Annotated in this window: 20 protein-coding genes; 5 read left to right on the top strand and 15 right to left on the bottom strand. The window is 64.7% G+C overall.

Annotated elements, in window-relative coordinates:
* Positions 1-7: 7 nt before the first annotated feature.
* Complete coding sequence (locus LRS09_RS26120; protein ID WP_257809967.1) at positions 8-796, top strand: ATP12 family chaperone protein; 789 nt, start codon at positions 8-10, stop codon at positions 794-796.
* Here LRS09_RS26120 and LRS09_RS26115 read toward each other — a convergent pair.
* From LRS09_RS26115 to LRS09_RS26100, 4 genes are all read right to left on the bottom strand, one after another.
* Positions 788-973, bottom strand: a complete 186-nt coding sequence (locus LRS09_RS26115) for a hypothetical protein (protein ID WP_257809966.1) — start codon at positions 971-973, stop codon at positions 788-790. The two genes, LRS09_RS26120 and LRS09_RS26115, sit on opposite strands and share 9 nt — an antisense overlap.
* Before the next feature lie 143 nt (positions 974-1116).
* Positions 1117-1425, bottom strand: coding sequence for a YggT family protein (locus LRS09_RS26110; RefSeq protein ID WP_257809965.1), 309 nt, complete (start codon positions 1423-1425; stop codon positions 1117-1119).
* Positions 1426-1522: 97 nt separating this feature from the next.
* On the bottom strand, positions 1523-3502 hold the full coding sequence (locus LRS09_RS26105; protein ID WP_257809964.1) for a sodium:solute symporter family protein: 1980 nt from the start codon (positions 3500-3502) through the stop codon (positions 1523-1525).
* Between the two features lie 12 nt (positions 3503-3514).
* The gene (locus tag LRS09_RS26100; RefSeq protein ID WP_257809963.1) at positions 3515-3763 is read right to left on the bottom strand and encodes a DUF4212 domain-containing protein; all 249 of its coding nucleotides are present in this window, start codon (positions 3761-3763) and stop codon (positions 3515-3517) included.
* Positions 3764-4021: 258 nt separating this feature from the next.
* On the opposite strand from LRS09_RS26100, the gene LRS09_RS26095 reads away from it, so the two are divergent.
* Positions 4022-4648, top strand: a complete 627-nt coding sequence (locus tag LRS09_RS26095) for a hypothetical protein (RefSeq protein WP_257809962.1) — start codon at positions 4022-4024, stop codon at positions 4646-4648.
* Between the two features lie 65 nt (positions 4649-4713).
* Here the strand turns inward: LRS09_RS26095 and LRS09_RS26090 are convergent, their stop codons facing one another.
* The 3 genes from LRS09_RS26090 to LRS09_RS26080 all read right to left on the bottom strand — a co-directional run bounded on the left by LRS09_RS26090 (position 4714) and on the right by LRS09_RS26080 (position 8503).
* Positions 4714-6495 (bottom strand): hypothetical protein, encoded by a 1782-nt coding sequence (locus tag LRS09_RS26090; RefSeq protein ID WP_257809961.1) that lies wholly within the window; start codon positions 6493-6495, stop codon positions 4714-4716.
* A 204-nt stretch (positions 6496-6699) separates the two neighbouring features.
* A complete protein-coding gene (gene glnA, locus LRS09_RS26085) occupies positions 6700-8109 on the bottom strand; it encodes a type I glutamate--ammonia ligase (protein ID WP_257809960.1) in 1410 nt (469 codons plus the stop codon).
* Between the two features lie 55 nt (positions 8110-8164).
* Positions 8165-8503, bottom strand: a complete 339-nt coding sequence (locus LRS09_RS26080; protein WP_085465636.1) for a P-II family nitrogen regulator — start codon at positions 8501-8503, stop codon at positions 8165-8167.
* Between the two features lie 397 nt (positions 8504-8900).
* Here LRS09_RS26080 and LRS09_RS26075 point away from each other — a divergent pair, with 397 nt between their 5' ends.
* Both LRS09_RS26075 and LRS09_RS26070 read left to right on the top strand, forming a co-directional pair.
* Positions 8901-10403, top strand: a complete 1503-nt coding sequence (locus LRS09_RS26075) for an NAD(P)H-hydrate dehydratase (protein ID WP_257810320.1) — start codon at positions 8901-8903, stop codon at positions 10401-10403.
* On the top strand, positions 10400-12331 hold the full coding sequence (locus LRS09_RS26070) for a hypothetical protein (RefSeq protein WP_257809959.1): 1932 nt from the start codon (positions 10400-10402) through the stop codon (positions 12329-12331). Before LRS09_RS26075 ends, LRS09_RS26070 begins: the two co-directional genes overlap by 4 nt.
* A gap of 16 nt (positions 12332-12347) precedes the next feature.
* Here LRS09_RS26070 and LRS09_RS26065 read toward each other — a convergent pair whose 3' ends face one another.
* Positions 12348-12746 (bottom strand): glyoxalase/bleomycin resistance/extradiol dioxygenase family protein, encoded by a 399-nt coding sequence (locus LRS09_RS26065; protein ID WP_257810319.1) that lies wholly within the window; start codon positions 12744-12746, stop codon positions 12348-12350.
* Between the two features lie 238 nt (positions 12747-12984).
* Between LRS09_RS26065 and LRS09_RS26060 the strand changes: the two genes are divergently transcribed.
* Positions 12985-13431, top strand: a complete 447-nt coding sequence (locus LRS09_RS26060; protein ID WP_257809958.1) for a TetR-like C-terminal domain-containing protein — start codon at positions 12985-12987, stop codon at positions 13429-13431.
* 12 nt (positions 13432-13443) lie between these two features.
* Here LRS09_RS26060 and LRS09_RS26055 read toward each other — a convergent pair whose 3' ends face one another.
* From LRS09_RS26055 to purS, 7 genes are all read right to left on the bottom strand, one after another.
* Positions 13444-13671 (bottom strand): hypothetical protein, encoded by a 228-nt coding sequence (locus LRS09_RS26055; RefSeq protein ID WP_257809956.1) that lies wholly within the window; start codon positions 13669-13671, stop codon positions 13444-13446.
* A 4-nt stretch (positions 13672-13675) separates the two neighbouring features.
* Positions 13676-13909, bottom strand: coding sequence for a BolA family protein (locus LRS09_RS26050; protein WP_257809955.1), 234 nt, complete (start codon positions 13907-13909; stop codon positions 13676-13678).
* Positions 13910-14038: 129 nt separating this feature from the next.
* Entirely contained in the window at positions 14039-16261 is a 2223-nt protein-coding gene (gene purL, locus LRS09_RS26045) for a phosphoribosylformylglycinamidine synthase subunit PurL (RefSeq protein WP_257809954.1), read from the bottom strand.
* 38 nt (positions 16262-16299) lie between these two features.
* The gene (locus tag LRS09_RS26040; protein WP_257809952.1) at positions 16300-16731 is read right to left on the bottom strand and encodes a hypothetical protein; all 432 of its coding nucleotides are present in this window, start codon (positions 16729-16731) and stop codon (positions 16300-16302) included.
* On the bottom strand, positions 16728-17396 hold the full coding sequence (purQ, locus tag LRS09_RS26035; protein WP_257809951.1) for a phosphoribosylformylglycinamidine synthase subunit PurQ: 669 nt from the start codon (positions 17394-17396) through the stop codon (positions 16728-16730). Before purQ ends, LRS09_RS26040 begins: the two co-directional genes overlap by 4 nt.
* Complete coding sequence (locus LRS09_RS26030) at positions 17393-17743, bottom strand: hypothetical protein (RefSeq protein WP_257809950.1); 351 nt, start codon at positions 17741-17743, stop codon at positions 17393-17395. Before LRS09_RS26030 ends, purQ begins: the two co-directional genes overlap by 4 nt.
* Before the next feature lies 1 nt (position 17744).
* On the bottom strand, positions 17745-17987 hold the full coding sequence (purS, locus tag LRS09_RS26025) for a phosphoribosylformylglycinamidine synthase subunit PurS (RefSeq protein WP_257809949.1): 243 nt from the start codon (positions 17985-17987) through the stop codon (positions 17745-17747).
* Between the last annotated feature and the right edge of the window lie 37 nt (positions 17988-18024).

Genomic DNA, 18024 nt, shown 5'->3' with positions numbered 1-18024 from the left:
GTATCTCATGCGCGACCTTCTCGAAGACCTCGAAGCGGGGAAGCATTTCTCGGATCCCGATCCGGTGCGCCGGGCGCAGATCCAGTCGAAGATCCCGCTGCCGAAGCGCTTTTACGCCGAGGTGACGGTCGGCGAGCGCGACGGCGGCTTTGCTGTGCTGCTCGACGGCAGACCGGTGCGCACGCCCGGGCGCGCGATCCTAACCCTGCCGACACGGCAGGCGGCGACGCTCGTCGCCCACGAATTCGCCGCGCAGGGCGAGGAGATCAATCCCGTGACGATGCCGGTGACGCGCATCGCCAACTCGACAGTGGACGGCGTCGCGAAGGAACCGCAACCGGTGGCGGACGAGATCGTCAAATATGCCGGCACGGACCTGCTGTTCTATCGCGCTGCCGCGCCGCAGGCGCTCGTCGAGCGGCAGGCGGCCGCGTGGGACCCCGTGCTCGACTGGTTCCGCAAGGAACTGGGCGCGCGGTTCTTCCTCGCCGAGGGCGTTATGCATGTCGAGCAGCCGAAAGACGCGATCGAGGCGGTGCGCCAGCACGTCGCGGCGCGGACCGAGCCGTTCCGGCTCGCGGCGATGCACGTGATGACGACGCTGACCGGCTCGGCGCTGCTGGCGCTGGCGGTCGAAGCCGGCGCCTGGGACGTGGAGACTGCCTGGATGGCCGCCCATGTCGACGAGGACTGGAACATCGAGCAGTGGGGCACCGACGCGGAGGCCGAGCATCGCCGTGCCTTCCGTAAGGCTGACATGCTCGCCGCCGCGCGGCTGATCGCGGCGCTAGGCTGAGACGCCGAGCGCCCGAAGGACGTTCGGAACGGCAGGCAGGGTCAGCACGGCGGCGGCCGCGATCCAGATGATCCCGGCGACAGCGCCGCCCTGCGGTCCTCTCACCCGCTCGTAGAACGCGGCGGGGATTCCGGCGACCATCAGCGTCAGCGTGGCGAAGATGATCGCGCTCAGCATCACGACGATCTGGGGCGAGGCGGGCAGGATCGTGGACGGGGCACCAGAACCAGTTCGCCAGGTAGACGATCAGCATATAGGGCGAGAAGATGCCGTTCAGGATCGACAGCCCCATCACCGGCACGAGCACGTTTCGATCCATCTCATGCTCCCGATGAAGCGGCCGGCGCGACGCCGAGACTGATCAGGGTGGCGAGGAAGACGAACCTCAAGGCCATGACCCAGAGGAAGGCGAGCGGCACCAGAGCCGGGTCCGCGATGGCGCTCGGCGTGATCGTCCTCACCACTCTCACGACCGGATCCGTGATCAGGCGAAAGAAGCGCCAAATGTAGTTGTCCCAGTCCTGCGGCACGAAGAGGCCGAGCAGGAAACGTCCGGCCAGCGTGTAGGCGATCGCCGCCAGCACGAAGTTGGGAATGTGGATGTACCAGTAAGTCCAGAAATCGCTCATGCTCGGCTACTTGAAGCGGACATTCGGGGGGGAGAGCAACCTGCGACAAGAAGGCGGGGCCCGTGGCCGGACCCCGCCTCCGTCGCGACGGCCGAAATCAGGCCGTCTTTTCTTCCATCAGCGTCTTGCCGCGCGGGACGCGGATTTCCTCGATGAAATCCTGCATCTGCTGCGACGGCGCCTTGGTCAGCATGCTGACGACGATCATGACGACGAAGCCGACCGGGAGGCCGAAGGCAGCCGCCGACAGGTTCTTGACGCCCCACCAGCTGGCGATCGTCTGCGCATGCTTGTCGAGTGCCGCCCAGGCTGCCGCCTGCGCGTCAGGGGCCGCCGCGGCATAGGCCGCCTTGAGCTCCTGATACTTCGCAACTGCCTCGGCCGAGGCCGTCGAGAGCCCGCTCCACATCTCATAGAAGGAAACTGCGCCGTAGCGGGTGCCGAGCAGGTAGTAGAGGCAGATGCCGAAGCCCGCGATCATGCCCGCGATCGCGCCGGCGGAGTTGGTGCGCTTCCACCAGACGCCGAGCACCAGCGCCGGGAAGAGGCCCGCCGCCGCGAGCGAAAATGCCCAGGACACCATCGCGAGGATGTCGGCCGGCTTGGTCGACGCCACATAGGCTGCCGCGATCGCCACCAGCACCAGCAGGATGCGGGAGACGATGAGACGGCGCGCGGTCGGCGCGTTCTGGTCGATCATCTTGTAGTAGATGTCGTGGCTGAGCGCATTGGCGATGGCCAGCAGCAGTCCGTCCGCGGTGGACAGAGCGGCGGCGAGACCACCGGCGGCGACGAGACCGGAGATGACATAGGGCATGCCTGCCATTTCCGGGGTCGCCAGGACGATCATGTCGGCGTTCAGGTTGATGTTGGAGAAGGCAATGTTGGTCACGCCCTGCTCTCCGCACGCCGCCGCGACGGCTGCCGCGTCAATTGCAGCCTTGCCGCAGATCTGCACCAGCGCGTTGTCGGCTGCCGCCCAGCGGAACATCCAGCCTGCCTTCTCCGCGATGTTGTCCGGCGTGAGGCCGGAGGCCACCAGATCGAGCATCGTCCACTTCGCGAAGGCGGCATAGGCCGGCGCCGTGAAGTAGAGGATGAAGATGAACAGCAGCGACCAGGCGACCGAGACGCGCGCCTCACGCACCGATGGTGTCGTGAAATAGCGCATCAGAACGTGCGGCAACGAGGCCGTTCCGACCATCAGGCAGAGGATGAGCAGGAAGTAGTTCAGGGCATTGTAGCCGCCATGTGCGAACGGAGTCGCATGGCCGACCGCGATGCCCTGTGCCTGTTCCAGCGCGGCGATGCTCTGAAGGGCCTGGCCCTGCATCAGCTGCGGGATCGGCACGCCGGTCTTGACCGTCGACATCCAGATCGCCGGAATCAGGTAGGCGATGATGAGCACGATATACTGCGCAACCTGGGTCCAGGTGACGGCGCGCATGCCGCCGAGCATCGAGCAGACCAGGATGCCGGCCAGACCCACATAGACCGCGACGTTGAAATCGAGGCCAAGGAAGCGGGCCGAGATGATGCCGGTCGCATAGATCTGCGCGACGACGTAGGTGAACGAGCAGGAGAACAGCACGATCACGCCGATAAAGCGGGCAAGATTGCCGCCGTAACGGGCCGACAGGAAGTCCGGAACCGTGTAGGCGCCGAACTTGCGCAGGAACGGTGCCACCAGGACCGCAACCAGAACGTAGCCGCCCGTCCAACCCAGCACGAAGGCGAGGCCGTCATAGCCGAGAGCATAGAGGGTGCCGGCCATACCGACGAAGGAGGCGCCGGACATCCAGTCTGCGCCTGTCGCCATGCCGTTGTAGACGGCTGGCACGCGGCGACCGGCGACATAGTATTCGCCGACCTGCATGGTGCGGGACAGGATGCCGATGACGGCGTAGATGGCGATCGTGAAGCCCACGAATAGGTAACCGATGATCGCATTGGGAACGCCGATGGCGTTGAGGATCGCCATGAGCACGATGAAGGCGATGAAGCCGCCCGTGTAGATGCCGTAGATGCGGCCGAGATTGGAGGTGAAGTCACCTCCGGAGACGGTTGTGTTTGCCATGGTCGCCTCCGATTATTCTTCAGCGACGCCATGCTCTTCATCGATGGCGTTCTGCCGGCCAGCGAAGACGAAGAGCATGATGACAAAGGCGATCAGCGACCCTTGCGCGGCCATGTAGTAGCCGAGCGGGAAGCCAAGGATGACGATATTGTTGAGCGCGCCCACGAACATGTGGACGACGTAGCCGAAGAAGACCCAGAGGACCATCATGACGATCATGAGGTTCCTGGTCCTGTTCCAGTAGCTTACGCGATCAGGCATGGCCATTTCGCATTCCCTCCTCCTCTTGTCGCGGCATCGGGTGCCGCCGTCTCATTCTCCACCCCTGCGAGGCCGCGCCCCGCACACCCCGCAGCGAATCCCATCTGCTGCGGATTCGTACGACGTTGCGGATTTGGTAACATTTGTGGGAGGTCGTTGCTCATACAACTTTAGAATCGGTCGGGGCGGTGCGGAGCCGCGAGGCTGGCACCGCGCATTGGATACGGATACGCTGTCCGGGCAACGGGTGGAGACGTGATGGGCCTGATCGACAATCTCGTTTCAACGGTGTTCCGCAAGGACCCGCCAATCGCAACAGCTGGCGGCCTTGTCGACTTCCTCGACGCGCGGGCGGCGTTCGTGGCCCAGAAGTGCGTCGTGGAGTTCTGCCGCGTCAGGGCAGGGGTCTATTGGCAGAAGCTGTTCTCCGAGGAGGAATTCCGCGAGAAGTTGACGGCGTCGTGCTGGCAGAGCTACCCGCCTGCCGTCGCGATGCTGGCCGAGATGCTGGAGGGAATGATCCGTCCGGCCGCGGGGCTGCGTCAGCGCCGGCTGCCCGATGCGATCGAGGCGGTCGCTGCGGCGGCATTCGAACGCCATCCGCTTCCAGCCGGGGAGCCCGACGATTTCTGGACGAAGGCACGCGAACTGGTGCGCGAACGGCTGCAGGCGACGCAATCGGATGCGCCACGGCCGGTGCGGCTGATGGCCGAGCCAATGGCTCGGCTGATCCACAAGGCGCTGCCGATCCACCAAAGCCTCGTCGGGCACGACTATGATTACATCCGCAACAATCTGCGGATGAACCTTTTGCGGGCGCATGAGGATTTCCTCAAGGCGGCAGATATGCAAGCGCTGGCGGACGATCTGCTCGGCAGGGTTTGAAGGCGGGGCGGCCATCGGGAGGAGAATCTGAGTCGCAGGTCGCCTGCGAAGGGTGGCCGAATCGTCTAATTCTTCCTCACGGCGATGCCGCGTGTACCGACGAGCACATAGTCCGTGGCCACGTTGGCAGGTGCATCCTGCTTTACGTTCAGGAATATGCGGCGCTTCGAGGCGTCGTAACCCGGATTCACGGCCGGTGCCCGCACGAACACGTTGAAATATTTGGTAACGTTCTGCGGCGCGCTGTAGATGAGGGCGGTTGCGTTGTTGGGGCCGATGCAGGCTCCGGCCGCGTTTGCGGCGCAAATGCTCGTTACGGTGAACTGCGAATTCGCCGGATCGTCATAGGGCCCTTCGTAGAAGCCGTTGACGCGCATCTGGGCAGCCGCGCCCGTGTTCTTGACCGACACGCGGAACTTGGCAGTGCCAGTCGCCGGCACGTTGAGTACGCCAGTCGTCGGCGAGACCGCGGCGACGGTGACGTTTCGAAGGCTGAAAGATCCGAACGACGTCAGGTCGAACCGGTTGGCTGCGTTGAAAGCAAGCTCGGCCGTGTTCGCGCAGTCGATGATGACGTCGCCCAGCGAGAGAGGGTCACCATCCCGGCCTGTCTGGCTCGCCATCCAGACGCGGAGCCATTTGAAGCCGCTGGCCGGGATCGCGATCGGCACACTCGGGGTTCCCGTTGTGGACGGAGGCGTGAATGGCTGCCAGTAAGTCTTGAGGCGGGAAAAGACCTTGGAACGTGCATGGCAGCCGGTGGCGGCCTGCGTTCCGATGTTCGACACCTTCACGTCGAAGTAGACGCCCTCGTTGACATAGGCCGTGCGCACCTGGTTTGCCACGGCGGCGCGCAGCACATTCGGACCATAGCCCGTTTGCGACTTCACGCTGACCAGGCCGCGGGAGTAAGCGCGACTGATGAGCGTGGTTCCAACGCGCCCGCTGAATGTGAAGTATCCTACGACGGTTCGGAGCGTCGTCCTGTTGAACACCGCATTATAGTTGAAGGTGACAGCCTTGGCCTGACCAGGCGCCAACGAAAACACGGCGGGGATCACAAAGGCGCCGCCCAGGCTGGCCGAGGGCGTGACGCTCAGTGTCCGGTTCGTGCTGTTATGGACGACGAACGTCGCGGCAGGGCAGGTCGACGCATGCGTGTAGCCAAGCTCGCAGACATAGTCCCGCCCCTCGAAGGACGCGCCGCCATATTTTGCCAGGAAGGCCGAAAGGCCGCCCCCGACAGGCAGGCGGAAGATGTTGGCGTAGATATCGCCCTCGGCGCCGCTCCGGCCGCCGATCTGCAGGCGATACTGCGTGTTGGCGGCGACGTCGAATTGCAGGAGGCTCTGACTGGTGCTGATTCCGGAAACGACCCGGTTGTCGTTGACGCCGAGAAGGGTGAGCGCGCCGCAAGAGGAGCCGCGGTAGGCGGCAAGCACGGTGTCGAAATCGCTGCCGAAGGTGTGAACGACAATACGCCCCGCCTGCCGGAATGCCGCGGAACCCCATTGAGTCTTCGTCATCAGCCCGCTTGGATTGGGTTCACAGGCAGGGAACGAGTAGCCGCCGATGTTGGACATTTCGTACGTGGCCGTCGGAGACGGATCGTAAATCTCCCCGCCTCCTTTGGGAGGAACGGGAGGCAGCCACAGCGGCGGGCCAGGTATGAACCTCGGCATCGGCATCCACAGGGGGAGGTAGTTCGTCTCGAGCACGCCGGCGTTTGCGTGCCACGGTGAGTCAAGCGCGACCATGCAGCACACAACTGCGGCTGCGCGCACGCACATATGTAACAGATGCATGACGAACCCCTTCGTCGCGCGTCTAATGAGCGCGGACTTCAAGAAAGTTGCCTAGCTAACCTGCAATTCTAGAGATCGCGACGTTTTCAGCGAAACAGGAGTTCCTGACTCCGTCGCAGGAGTTGTTTACTCTGTACTGCTTATGTTTTCAAGAGTATGACTTCGGGGCAATGTCTCAGTCTGCAAACCCTTGGCTGGTCAAGTCTTTCTTGATGCCAAGGGCTTGCAGGCCAAGCTGAGCCGTTGTCAGACCGAGTAATACATGTCGAATTCGACCGGGTGCGGGGTCATTTCGAAGCGCATGACCTCCGCCATCTTGAGTTCGATATAGGCGTCGATCTGGTCGTCGTCGAAGACGCCGCCGGCCTTGAGGAAGCCGCGGTCCTTGTCGAGCGACTGGAGCGCTTCGCGCAACGAGCCGCAGACGGTCGGGATCTTCTTCAGCTCCTTCGGCGGCAGGTCGTAGAGATCCTTGTCCATCGGCTGGCCGGGATGGATCTTGTTCTTGATACCGTCGAGGCCGGCCATCAGCAGCGCCGAGAAGCCGAGATAGGCGTTCGCGCCCGGATCGGGGAAGCGGACCTCGACGCGCTTCGACTTCGGCGACGAGCCGAAGGGGATGCGGCACGACGCCGAGCGGTTGCGCGCCGAATAGGCGAGCAGAACCGGCGCCTCATAGCCCGGGACCAGCCGCTTGTAGGAGTTGGTGAGCGGGTTGGTGAAGGCGTTGACCGCCTTGGCGTGCTTGATGACGCCGCCGATGAAGAAGAGGCAGTTCTCCGACAGGCCGGCATATTCGTTGCCGGCGAAGGTCGGCTTGCCGCCCTTCCAGATCGACATGTGGACGTGCATGCCCGAGCCGTTGTCGCCGAAGACCGGCTTCGGCATGAAGGTGGCCGTCTTGCCATAGGCGTTGGCCACCTGGTGCACGACATACTTGTAGATCTGCATCTTGTCGGCGTTGCGGACCAGCGTGTCGAACTTCAGGCCAAGCTCATGCTGGGCGGCGGCCACCTCGTGGTGGTGCTTCTCGGTGCGCACGCCCATCTCGGACATGACGGTGAGCATCTCGGAACGCATGTCCTGAAGCGAATCGATCGGCGGGACGGGGAAGTAGCCGCCCTTGATGCGCGGGCGATGGCCGAGGTTGCCGGTCTCGTAGTCGGTGTCGTCGTTCGACGGCAGTTCGGTCGAGTCCAGCTTGAAGCCGGTGTTGTAGGGGTCGGCCTTGTACTTGACGTCGTCGAAGACGAAGAACTCGGCTTCCGGACCGACATAAATCGTGTCGCCGATGCCTTCCGACTTCATGTAGGCCTCGGCCTTCTTGGCCGTGCCGCGCGGATCGCGGTTGTAGGCCTCGCCGGAGATCGGGTCGAGGATGTCGCACATGACGACCATGGTCGACTGCGCAAAGAACGGGTCCATGTGGACCGTGTCCGTGTCGGGCATGAGCACCATGTCGGACTCGTTGATGGCCTTCCAGCCGGCGATGGAGGAGCCGTCGAACATGACGCCGTCGGCGAACATGTCCTCGTCCACCTCGACGACGTCCATCGTCACGTGCTGCATCTTGCCCTTGGGATCGGTGAAGCGGAGGTCGACGAATTTCACGTCGTTGTCCTTGATCTGCTTCATGATGTCTTTGGCTGTCGTCATAGGTCGTTTTCCCTAGTGTGGATGACGGCTGTTATTTACGTCGACGTTGTGTCGATCAGACGGCGTCGAGGCCGGTTTCGCCCGTGCGGATGCGGATGACTTCCTCGATGTTCGACACGAAGATCTTTCCATCGCCGATGCGACCCGTTTGCGCCGCCTTTCGGATGGCGTCAATGGCCGCTTCGACCGCATCGTCGCCGAGAACGATCTCAACCTTCACTTTCGGCAGGAAATCCACCACGTATTCGGCGCCGCGGTAGAGTTCGGTGTGACCCTTCTGGCGACCGAAACCCTTCGCCTCGGTGACGGTGATGCCCTGCAGGCCGACTTCCTGCAGCGCCTCTTTCACCTCATCGAGCTTGAACGGCTTTATGATCGCTTCGATCTTCTTCATCTGGACATAGCCTCCGCATGGGGAAAACGGGCAATCGGCCCGTCCCGGACGACGTTAAGCACGAAGCATGCCAGTCCCGGCCCGCTCTATGCAACTGCGCAAAAACGACGCCCGCACGGGCAGGCGCCGCAGTTTGGATTGGCGGCGTCGCACCTCCCGTGCTTCCCACCCGGGGTGATTCACGACCATCTCACTCCAGGTTGGTCAAACACGATGCAGGACGCCTAAAACATAAGCACATTGCCGCTTTGCCAGAACCGGCGCAAGCACGCTAGAGCGCCATGGGGCCTATCGGACGCTCCAGGATTATTTTGCCGCATCATGCTTTCCGAAACCGATTCCGGTTTGCGGGCCGATACGGTAGCCTGCCGGACACAAGGGGATGCTCCGCGCCGCCATGCCGCATGAAATCCTGACGCCGGACGAAATGGGCGCGGTCGACCGGGCCGCGATCGAAGCGGGCCCGTTCGACGGCTACGGGCTGATGCGCAACGCGGGCGCTGCGATCGCGGCCGAGCTTATGCGGCGCTATGCGGGGGCAGCACGCTTCGACGTGCTCGCCGGCCCCGGCAACAATGGCGGCGACGGCTATGTCGTGGCGCGGCTCCTGGCGGAAGCGGGGTGCGTGGTCGGGCTGTGGGCGCAGGGGATGCCACGGGCCGGAAGCGACGCGGCGAAGGCGGCGGCGAACTGTCCGGTCGAGGCGAAACCCTTCGGCGACTACCGTCCCGATTCGGGCAGCGTCGTGGTCGATGCGCTCTATGGCGCGGGCCTCGCGCGGCCGCTCGGCCGGGCCTTCGAACCGGTGTTCCGCGCGATCGGGGAGGCAGGCGTGCCCGTGGTGGCGGTCGACCTTCCTTCCGGTCTTTCGGGGCTCACCGGCCGTGCTGACGGGCCGTGCCCGAAGGCGGATCTCACAATCACCTTCGCGCGCAAGAAGCCGGGACATCTGCTCGAACCCGGTCGGACGCTCTGCGGCGAGCTCGTCGTTGCCGACATCGGCATTCCCGAGCGCGTCATCGGCCCGCGCGCGCTGAACGAAAACCTGCCCGCTCTGTGGGCCGCGGCAGTGCCCACGCCGTCGACGGACACGCACAAATATGCGCGCGGCCATGTCGCCGCGTTTTCGGGTCCACCGACGGCGACCGGGGCGGCGCGGCTCTCGGCGCTCGCCGCCGCGCGGGCGGGGGCAGGGGCGGTGACGGTCCTGTCGCCGCCGTCGGCGCTGCAGGTGAACGCCGCGCATCTCACTTCGGTCATGGTGCGGAGGGTCGAGAGCGTCTCCGATGTTGCGGAGTTCGTCGGCGAGCGGAAGGTCCGCGCGGCAGTGCTCGGGCCGGGCTTCGGCGATTTCGACAGGCTGAGGGAAACGGCGCTGGCACTGCTCGACACTGCGACCGCGCCGTTCACCCTGGTTCTCGACGCCGACGCGTTCTCCGCTTTCAAGGACGCGCCGGCCTCGCTGTTCATCTCCGCCGGTGCGTCGAAGGCTAGCCTCGTGCTCACGCCGCACGAGGGCGAGTTCGCGCGGCTGTTTTCTGACATCGCGCGCGACGGTACGCTGTCCAAGGTCGAGAAGGTGCGCAAGGCTGCCGTCCGCGCGCATGCGGTGGTGGTGCTCAAGGGGCCGGACACGGTGGTCGCAGATCCCGACGGGCACGCCGTGATCAATTCGAACGGCTCGCCATGGCTCGCGACCGCGGGCTCCGGCGACGTGCTGGCGGGGATTGTCGCGGGGCTCGCCGCGCAGCAGATGAACGCCTTCGAGGCGGCATGCGCGGCGGTCTGGATCCATGCCGAGGCCGGAAGCCGTTTCGGGCCGGGGCTGATCGCGGAGGATCTGCCCGGGATGGTGCCAGGGGTTTTGAAGGAGCTGTTCGCCGGGGTAACTGCCCGATGATCCGCTTCGTCTTTTTCGTCGTCGCGCTGTTCCTGGTATTGCCAGCCGGCGCTTCGCCGATCCTCTATGTCGACGACCGCGCGCTGCTTACCGAGTTGGAGAGCAAGGGCTACGCCTTCGAGGATGTGTTCGGTGCGGAGGCGGGCACCGGACTTTCGGCACTGCAGGCGTCGTCGCCGGCATACCGGTCGATCGTCTCAATCATCTCGCAGGACGTGGCTGAGCTTCGTGCGGAGATGAAGGCCGGTGGGCGGGTGCTGTTCGAGGTGACGGACGGCAATGTCGGCCGGGTCATGGACATGCGCTGGCTTGCGACGGACGCGGCGCGTTTCCGGCTCGTCGGGCTGGTCAACCGGATGGACCGCCGTGACTTCGCCGATCTGCGCGGCGAGGCGGGCTGCGGCGAGGTGCGGCTGATCTACCGGCTCGCCTACAGGTTCACGGCGAAGAAGCGGACGATGGCCTCGCGCATGCCGTTCAACTTCAACGCCGTCTACTCCGTGCTGCCGGATGAGGACGGCGGGTGCGAGGCGGCTGCGGCGCGCTGGACGCCGGGGCTTGACGAGGCGCTCGATGCCGGCTGGCTCGCCGGCGGGGCGCTGGACAAGGCAGGGCTGCGCCTGAAGCAGATTGAGCTCAACGCGCAGGTGGTGCGCTTTCCCTCCGGCCAGGAGACCGAGTTCGGCGGGCAGGCGGCTTATCTGATGCGCATCTTCGGCCTCGACGGCGACACCGTGACGGAGAGGCCGCTGGAGAACACGCCCGACGCGGCGCTGCTGTCCTCCGATGCCGCTTTGAGGGCCGAGCTTGCCGCCTATGTTCGCGACAATGTCGCGGCGGTCGATCTCGGCGTCTACGAGATCCCGGAGAAATTCCTGGCGCGGAAGGTGGTGTCCTACTCGACCTTCGGCAGCGTGCGGCTCGCCAACCGGCCGTTCGAACCGCTGTTCGATCCGGCCGATTTCGCGGATGTTGCGTTCGACGGGATGCGTCTGCTCAAGACGCCGCAGGCGCTGCTCGCACGGCTGGAAAACGGCTCCTGCCAGGGCTGTCACCAGGCGGGCTCGACGGCGGGCTTCCACTTCATCGGCAAGGACGATGCCGATTCCTCGCCGCTCAACCGGATCGAGGTCGGCCTCTCGCCGCATGTCGCAGCGGAACTGCCGCGCCGCGAAGCATGGCTCGCAGCAGTGGCGGCCGGGAACACGCCCGACCGCTTTCGCCAGCTTTCGTCCGCGCCGCCTGCGGAATGGCTCGCGGATACGGTCGCCTACCGGCCGGCCAAGGCCGGCATGTCATGCCTGCTGCCCGAGGAGGCGGACGGGTTTGCGTCCGGCTGGGACTGCGAGGCGGGGCTGGCCTGCACGGCGCTCGCAAGCGCCTCAGGCGTGCCAGCGAAGCTTGGCCAGTGCCTGTTGCCGCCGGACTCGCCGAACATGTTCTCCGGCCATCCTTGCGTGACCGGCGAGATCGCGACCAACGCCACGCAACCTTTCAACGACCGGATGACGGTCTCCGCGCCGTTTACGGCGAAGGCGGCGGCGATCAACCGCGAGACCTACAATTGCCGCCCGCCGAAGATCGGCGTGCCGGCCGGCATCGCCTACCGCGCCTGCACCGACCGCGACCGGACCTTTGCCGACTTCCGACCCGGAAAGCCCGAGCCGCGCGAGATCTGCGGGCTGGCCGGCGGCAAGGCCTTCGATCTGTGCGTGGCGACCAACGATTTCGAGTCCTGCCTCGGCGCCGCCGTCGTGCGCGGCAACCGGCCGACCTGCTCGGCCGACATGTTCTGCCGCGAGGACTATATGTGCCAAGCCTTCCCGCCAGACACGCCGGGCATCGCGAAGGTCAAGGGCAAGGGCTTCTGCTCGCCGACCTATTTCATCTTCCAGATGCGGATCGACAATCACCCGACGCCGTGGTGAGGGAGCCACGTATTCATCAACGCGATGAGAAGCGCGCCTTCGCCGCCTCTGTTTCGGGCATGTAGAGCGACACTGCCGTGCCTTCCGGATCTCTAAACTGAAAGGTCTTGTTGCCCCATGGCATTGTCTTCATGTCGTGCACCAGCGTGACCTTGTCCTTAAGACGTTCAAATTCCGCATCGATGTCCTCCACCTGGAGTTCAATAGTTGCGCTGCGATTGGCGCCTGGTTCCGCGCTGCCTTCCTTCCACAGGGCGACCGTCTCCGCGCTCCCGATCGCGAGGGTTGCGCCAGGCGTGACAATCTCCGCGAATACGGGTGCGAGCCATTGCGCTCGCGCGCCCGTGACGAGTTCGTAAAATGAGACCATGGCCTTGATGTCTGCTGCGATAATGCGTGTGGACGCGAATTTCATGATATTTTCCTGTTCGACGTGATAGAAACGATACGATACTGTATCGTATCGTTTGACGCAACCGGATTGAGGATGATGCCGCAAAGCGCAGCTGCAGAATCGGTCAAACTCACAGATGACAGGATGGACAAGCGGGTTCAGCGTTCCCGCGCGGTCGTTCTCTCGGCTGCCGCGCAGCTTCTCAACGAGCGCGGCCTCGGGGGGGGTGACTGTCGACGAAGTCTCGCGCCGGTCCGGCGTGGCGAAGACCACGATCTACCGTCAGTGGCCGGCAAGAACCGATCTCTTGCTAGACACCTGCGAGACGTTCAGCACTCCCTTGATCACGCCGGACAAGGGAAGCTTCAGGAGCGACATTTTGGAATTGGTCGAGAATCTCGTCGACCGGCTTCTTACCGCCCGTTGGGCGTCGGTGCTGCCCTCGATCATCGACGCTGCCGAACGCGATCCCGAGATTGCTGTGGTGTACAGCCGAATTCAGCTCGGCCATACGCGACCGTTTGAACATGTCATCCAACGCGCCATCGCGAAGGGAGAACTCAGGTCAGACGTCGATATTGAGCTGATGGTCGCGTGTTTGACCGGACCTCTGTTCTACCGACGCTGGTTTTCACGCGAGCCGCTTACTCCGGAGTTTTCGAGAAGCGTGGCGGAGTCGGTCATCAGGGCAGCCGGCGCTGACTGACGATCACGATTGTCAGGACAGCGAAGAAGCCCGCCGCGTCTTCGACCTTGCCCGCACTGTCTTCTTGCGGCTCGTCTGCCGCTTTGCCGGCTTCAGCAGCTTCTCGATCTGACGGAGGGTCTGGTTGGCGGTGCTGGGAGCGGTCTTGCGACGGCGGCGACGTTTGGACGTCGTCGCCTTCTTCAGCATGCCCTCGAGCACGTCGGTGACGACGCCCTTGACGAAGTCACCGATGCTCACAGCCTCACTCCGGCGCGCTGGTCTGGAGCGCCAGCGCGTGCAGCGTACCGCCCATGTGGCCCTGGAGCGCCTTGTAGACCATCTGGTGCTGCTGGACGCGGCTCTTGCCCTTGAAGCTCGCGGAGACGACCTCGGCGGCATAGTGGTCGCCGTCGCCGGCAAGGTCGCGGATCGACACCTTCGCGTCGGGGATGCCCTCCCTGATCAGCCGTTCGATCTCGCGCGCATCCATCGCCACGGGGATTCTCCTTGTTCGTTGAGGGGCAGAATGGCCCGCCGGGGCAGGGGAGGTCAATCGAACTTCCCCAACCAGTAAGGTGGAGCGAATCCGCCGGCAACCGCACTTGTCTTGAGAGGTGGGAACTCCTCAGTCGCCCATGAAGCGCGGGAACCAGCCTTCGTGCGCCGCCTTGAGGTCGGCGACGGGAACGGCGCGGGCACCGGCGAGCTTCAGCTCCGTTCCCCCGGTCTCGCCGATCCAGAGCGCCGGGATGCCGCGGGCGGCCGCCTGGTCCTGCACGTCGCGCACAAGGCCTGGATCAGCATGGGAGATCGTGACGACATAGCGGCCCTGATCCTCGCCGAACCAGGCGCGGATCGGGTCGGCGCAAGCCGGAAGCTGCACGTCGGCGCCGATGCCGGAGGCGATCGCCATCTCGGCCAGCGCCACGGCGAGGCCGCCGTCGGATACGTCGTGCACGGCCGAGAAGACGCCGTCGCGGATCATCTCGCGCACGAAGTCGCCGACGAGGCGCTCCATCGCAAGGTCGACCGGCGGCGGCGGGCCGTCCTTGCGGCCGTGAATGTCGCGCAGGTAGATCGACTGGCCGAGATGCATGCCGAGCGTTTCAGGCGCGCCGAGGAGCAGGATGCGCTCGCCGGACGCGGCGAAGCGGATGCGGGTCATCCTCGACCAGTCGTCGATCAGGCCGACGCCGCCGATCGCCGGCGTCGGCAGGATGCCGCGGCCGTTGGTCTCGTTGTAGAGCGAGACGTTGCCGGAGACGATCGGGAAGTCGAGCGCCCGGCAGGCCTCGCCGATGCCTTTGATGGCGCCGACGAGCTGGCCCATGATCTCCGGCCGCTCAGGATTGCCGAAATTGAGGTTGTCGGTGGCGGCCAGCGGCAGGGCGCCTGTCGCCGTAAGGTTGCGCCAGCATTCAGCGATCGCCTGCTTGCCGCCTTCGAATGGATCGGCCTCGCAATAGCGCGGCGTGACGTCGGCGGAAAAGGCGAGCGCCTTGGTCGGATGGCCCTCGACGCGAACCACGCCGGCGTCGCCGCCGGGGATCTGCAGCGAATTGCCCTGGATCAGCGTGTCGTACTGCTCCCACACCCAGCGGCGGGAGGACAGGTCGGCGGAGCCGAGCATTTTCAGCAGTGCGTCGGCGATGTCGGCCTGCGGCACGTCGGTGCTAGCGAGAGGGGCGGGTTTCTGCGGCTCGATCCAGGGACGGTCGTATTCCGGCGCCTCGTCGCCCAGCTCCTTGATGGGAAGGTTGGCGACTTCCTCGCCCTGGTGGATGACGCGGAAGCGGAGGTCGTCCGTCGTCCAGCCGACGATGGCGAAGTCGAGGCCCCACTTGCGGAAGATCGCCTCGGCTTCCTCCTCCTTCTCCGGACGCAGCACCATGAGCATGCGCTCCTGGCTTTCGGAGAGCATCATCTCGTAGGCGCTCATGCGCTCCTCGCGCACCGGCACCTTATCGAGCTCGAGCCGGATGCCGAGGTCGCCCTTGGCGCCCATCTCGACGGCGGAGCAGGTGAGGCCTGCGGCGCCCATGTCCTGGATGGCGATGACGGCGCCGGACGCCATCAGTTCGAGGCAGGCTTCGAGCAGGCATTTTTCGGTGAACGGGTCGCCGACCTGCACAGTCGGGCGCTTCTCCTCGATCTTGTCGTCGAACTCGGCCGAGGCCATCGTCGCGCCGCCAACGCCGTCGCGTCCGGTCTTGGCGCCGAGATAGACGACCGGCAGGCCGACGCCCTTGGCCTGCGACAGGAAGATGCCGTCGGCCTTGGCGAGACCTGCCGCAAAGGCGTTGACCAGGCAGTTGCCGTTGTAGCGCTCGTCGAAATTGACCTCGCCGCCGACAGTGGGCACGCCGAAGGCATTGCCATAGCCGCCGATGCCGGCGACGACACCGCCGACGAGATGTTTCGTCTTGGGATGGTCCGGCGCACCGAAACGCAGCGCATTCATCGCTGCGATCGGCCGTGCGCCCATGGTGAAGACGTCCCGCAGGATGCCGCCGACGCCGGTCGCCGCGCCCTGGTAGGGCTCGATGTAGGAGGGGTGGTTGTGGCTCTCCATCTTGAAGACGACCACGTCGCCGTCGCCAATGTCGACCACGCCGGCGTTCTCGCCCGGTCCCTGGATGACGCGCGGGCCCTTGGTGGGCAAGGTGCGCAGCCACTTCTTCGACGATTTGTAGGAGCAGTGCTCGTTCCACATCGCCGAGAAGATGCCGAGTTCGGTGAAGGTCGGCTCGCGACCGATCAGGTCAAGGATGCGCTGGTATTCGTCGGGCTTGAGCCCGTGGGAGGCCACGAGCTCTGGGGTGATGGGAACGGAGTTCGGGATGGTCATGTCAGCTCGGTGTTCGGGCGGAAGTGGTGGCCACGGACCTAGGCCTTGGCGGCGCAGGACGGATCGCCGGCCGCCCAGCGGTTCAAATCGGCGGAAATGCGCTTGCCGTGCTCGCCGTCGAGCAGCGGCCCGAAGGCTTCCACGCGCGCCGCTGCACCTTCCGACTGGACAACGAGCAGCGGGCGCGATTCCATGTTCTTCGCAGGCACGATGAGGAAACGCGGTCGGCCGGAGAACGAGCCGAGCTCGTTCGACATGCGGTATGCCTTGAAAACGGGGTCCTTCGAGGCGAACCAGCAGGAGTGCGCGGCGAGTGCCACGCGCTCCATCTTGCGCAGCGCCGCGCTCTTGCCCGGCGGCGTCAGGATCACCTCCGGCTGCTTCGACTGGCAGCCGGCGATGCCGATCGCGGCCGCGAGCACGAGAAGCGAGCGGCGCAGGACCGGAGTGTCGCGGACCGTGGCGCTCACGCGGCGATCCCGAGCACGCCTTCGAACAGGGCCCGGCCGTCCGAGCCGCCATGCGCCGCTTCGATCAGGTTTTCCGGATGCGGCATGAGGCCGAGCACGTTGCCGGCCTCGTTCATCACGCCGGCGATGTCGTTGAGCGAGCCGTTCGGATTGGTGCCTTCGGCATAGCGGAACACGACCTGGCCGTTGCCTTCGATGCGGGCGAGCGTCTCCGCGTCGGCGAAGTAGTTGCCGTCGTGGTGCGCAACCGGGCAGCGGATCACCTGACCCGGCTTATAGCCGCGGGTGAAGGCGGTGTTGGCATTTGCCACCTCGAGTTTCACCTCGCGGCAGACGAATTTGAGCGAGGCGTTGCGCATGAGTGCGCCGGGCAGGAGACCAGTTTCGAGCAGGATCTGGAAGCCGTTGCAGACGCCCATGACCATGACGCCCTTCGCCGCCTTCTCGGCGACCGCGCGCATCACCGGCGTGCGGGCGGCGATGGCGCCGCAACGCAGATAATCGCCATAGGAGAAGCCGCCGGGGATGACGATCAGGTCGACATCGGGGATGTCCGTGTCGGTCTGCCAGGCGGTGACAGGCGCCTTGCCGGAGATCTTGGTCAGCGCCGCGATCATGTCGCGGTCACGGTTGAGGCCGGGGAGCAGGACGACGGCGGATTTCATTGCAAAGACACCGGGATTGTTGTCGCCAAATCGAGGTTCCGTCTCGCTTCCAATGTTATGGCGAGAAGGGATGCGGTGTATCGATAAAGAGTTGCGGCCTGATCGGTCGGCACCTGGGTATCGGCCAATGCGATCTTGTTGTTCAGTTCGTCGATAGTGTCTAATGCCGCAAAGAAATCGCGATCGTTCTCATCTTGCACAAAGGCTTGCATCACCCACCCGGCAATCGTGCTGTCGGCAAGCAGAAGGTTGACAACAACATCTTCGAGCGCCGGGTGCCAATCGTCATTGGGAAACTCCAGCTTCATGTGTTCAGCAAAAGCGGTCGTTTCGAACCCGGGCGCCATCTCAGATAACGTGAATTTGGTAGTTCTCAATCACGGTATTCGCCAACAGCTTCTCGCACATGGCCTTGAGGTCGGCCTCGGCCTTGGCCTTGTCCGAGCCGTCCAGCTCGATGTCGAAGACCTTGCCCTGCCGGACCTGGCCGACACCGCCGAAGCCGAGGGTGCCGAGGGCACCCTCGATCGCCTTACCTTGCGGGTCGAGCACGCCGTTCTTGAGGGTGACGGTCACGCGGGCCTTGATCACGCCGATGTCGCTCCGGTCTGCTGTTACTGGCTTGACG

It is taken from the genome of Mesorhizobium sp. J428 (assembly GCF_024699925.1).
Classification (GTDB): domain Bacteria; phylum Pseudomonadota; class Alphaproteobacteria; order Rhizobiales; family Rhizobiaceae; genus Mesorhizobium_A.
The sequence above is the reverse complement of the archived record's forward strand: the minus strand, read 5'-3'. Positions and strand labels throughout refer to the sequence as shown.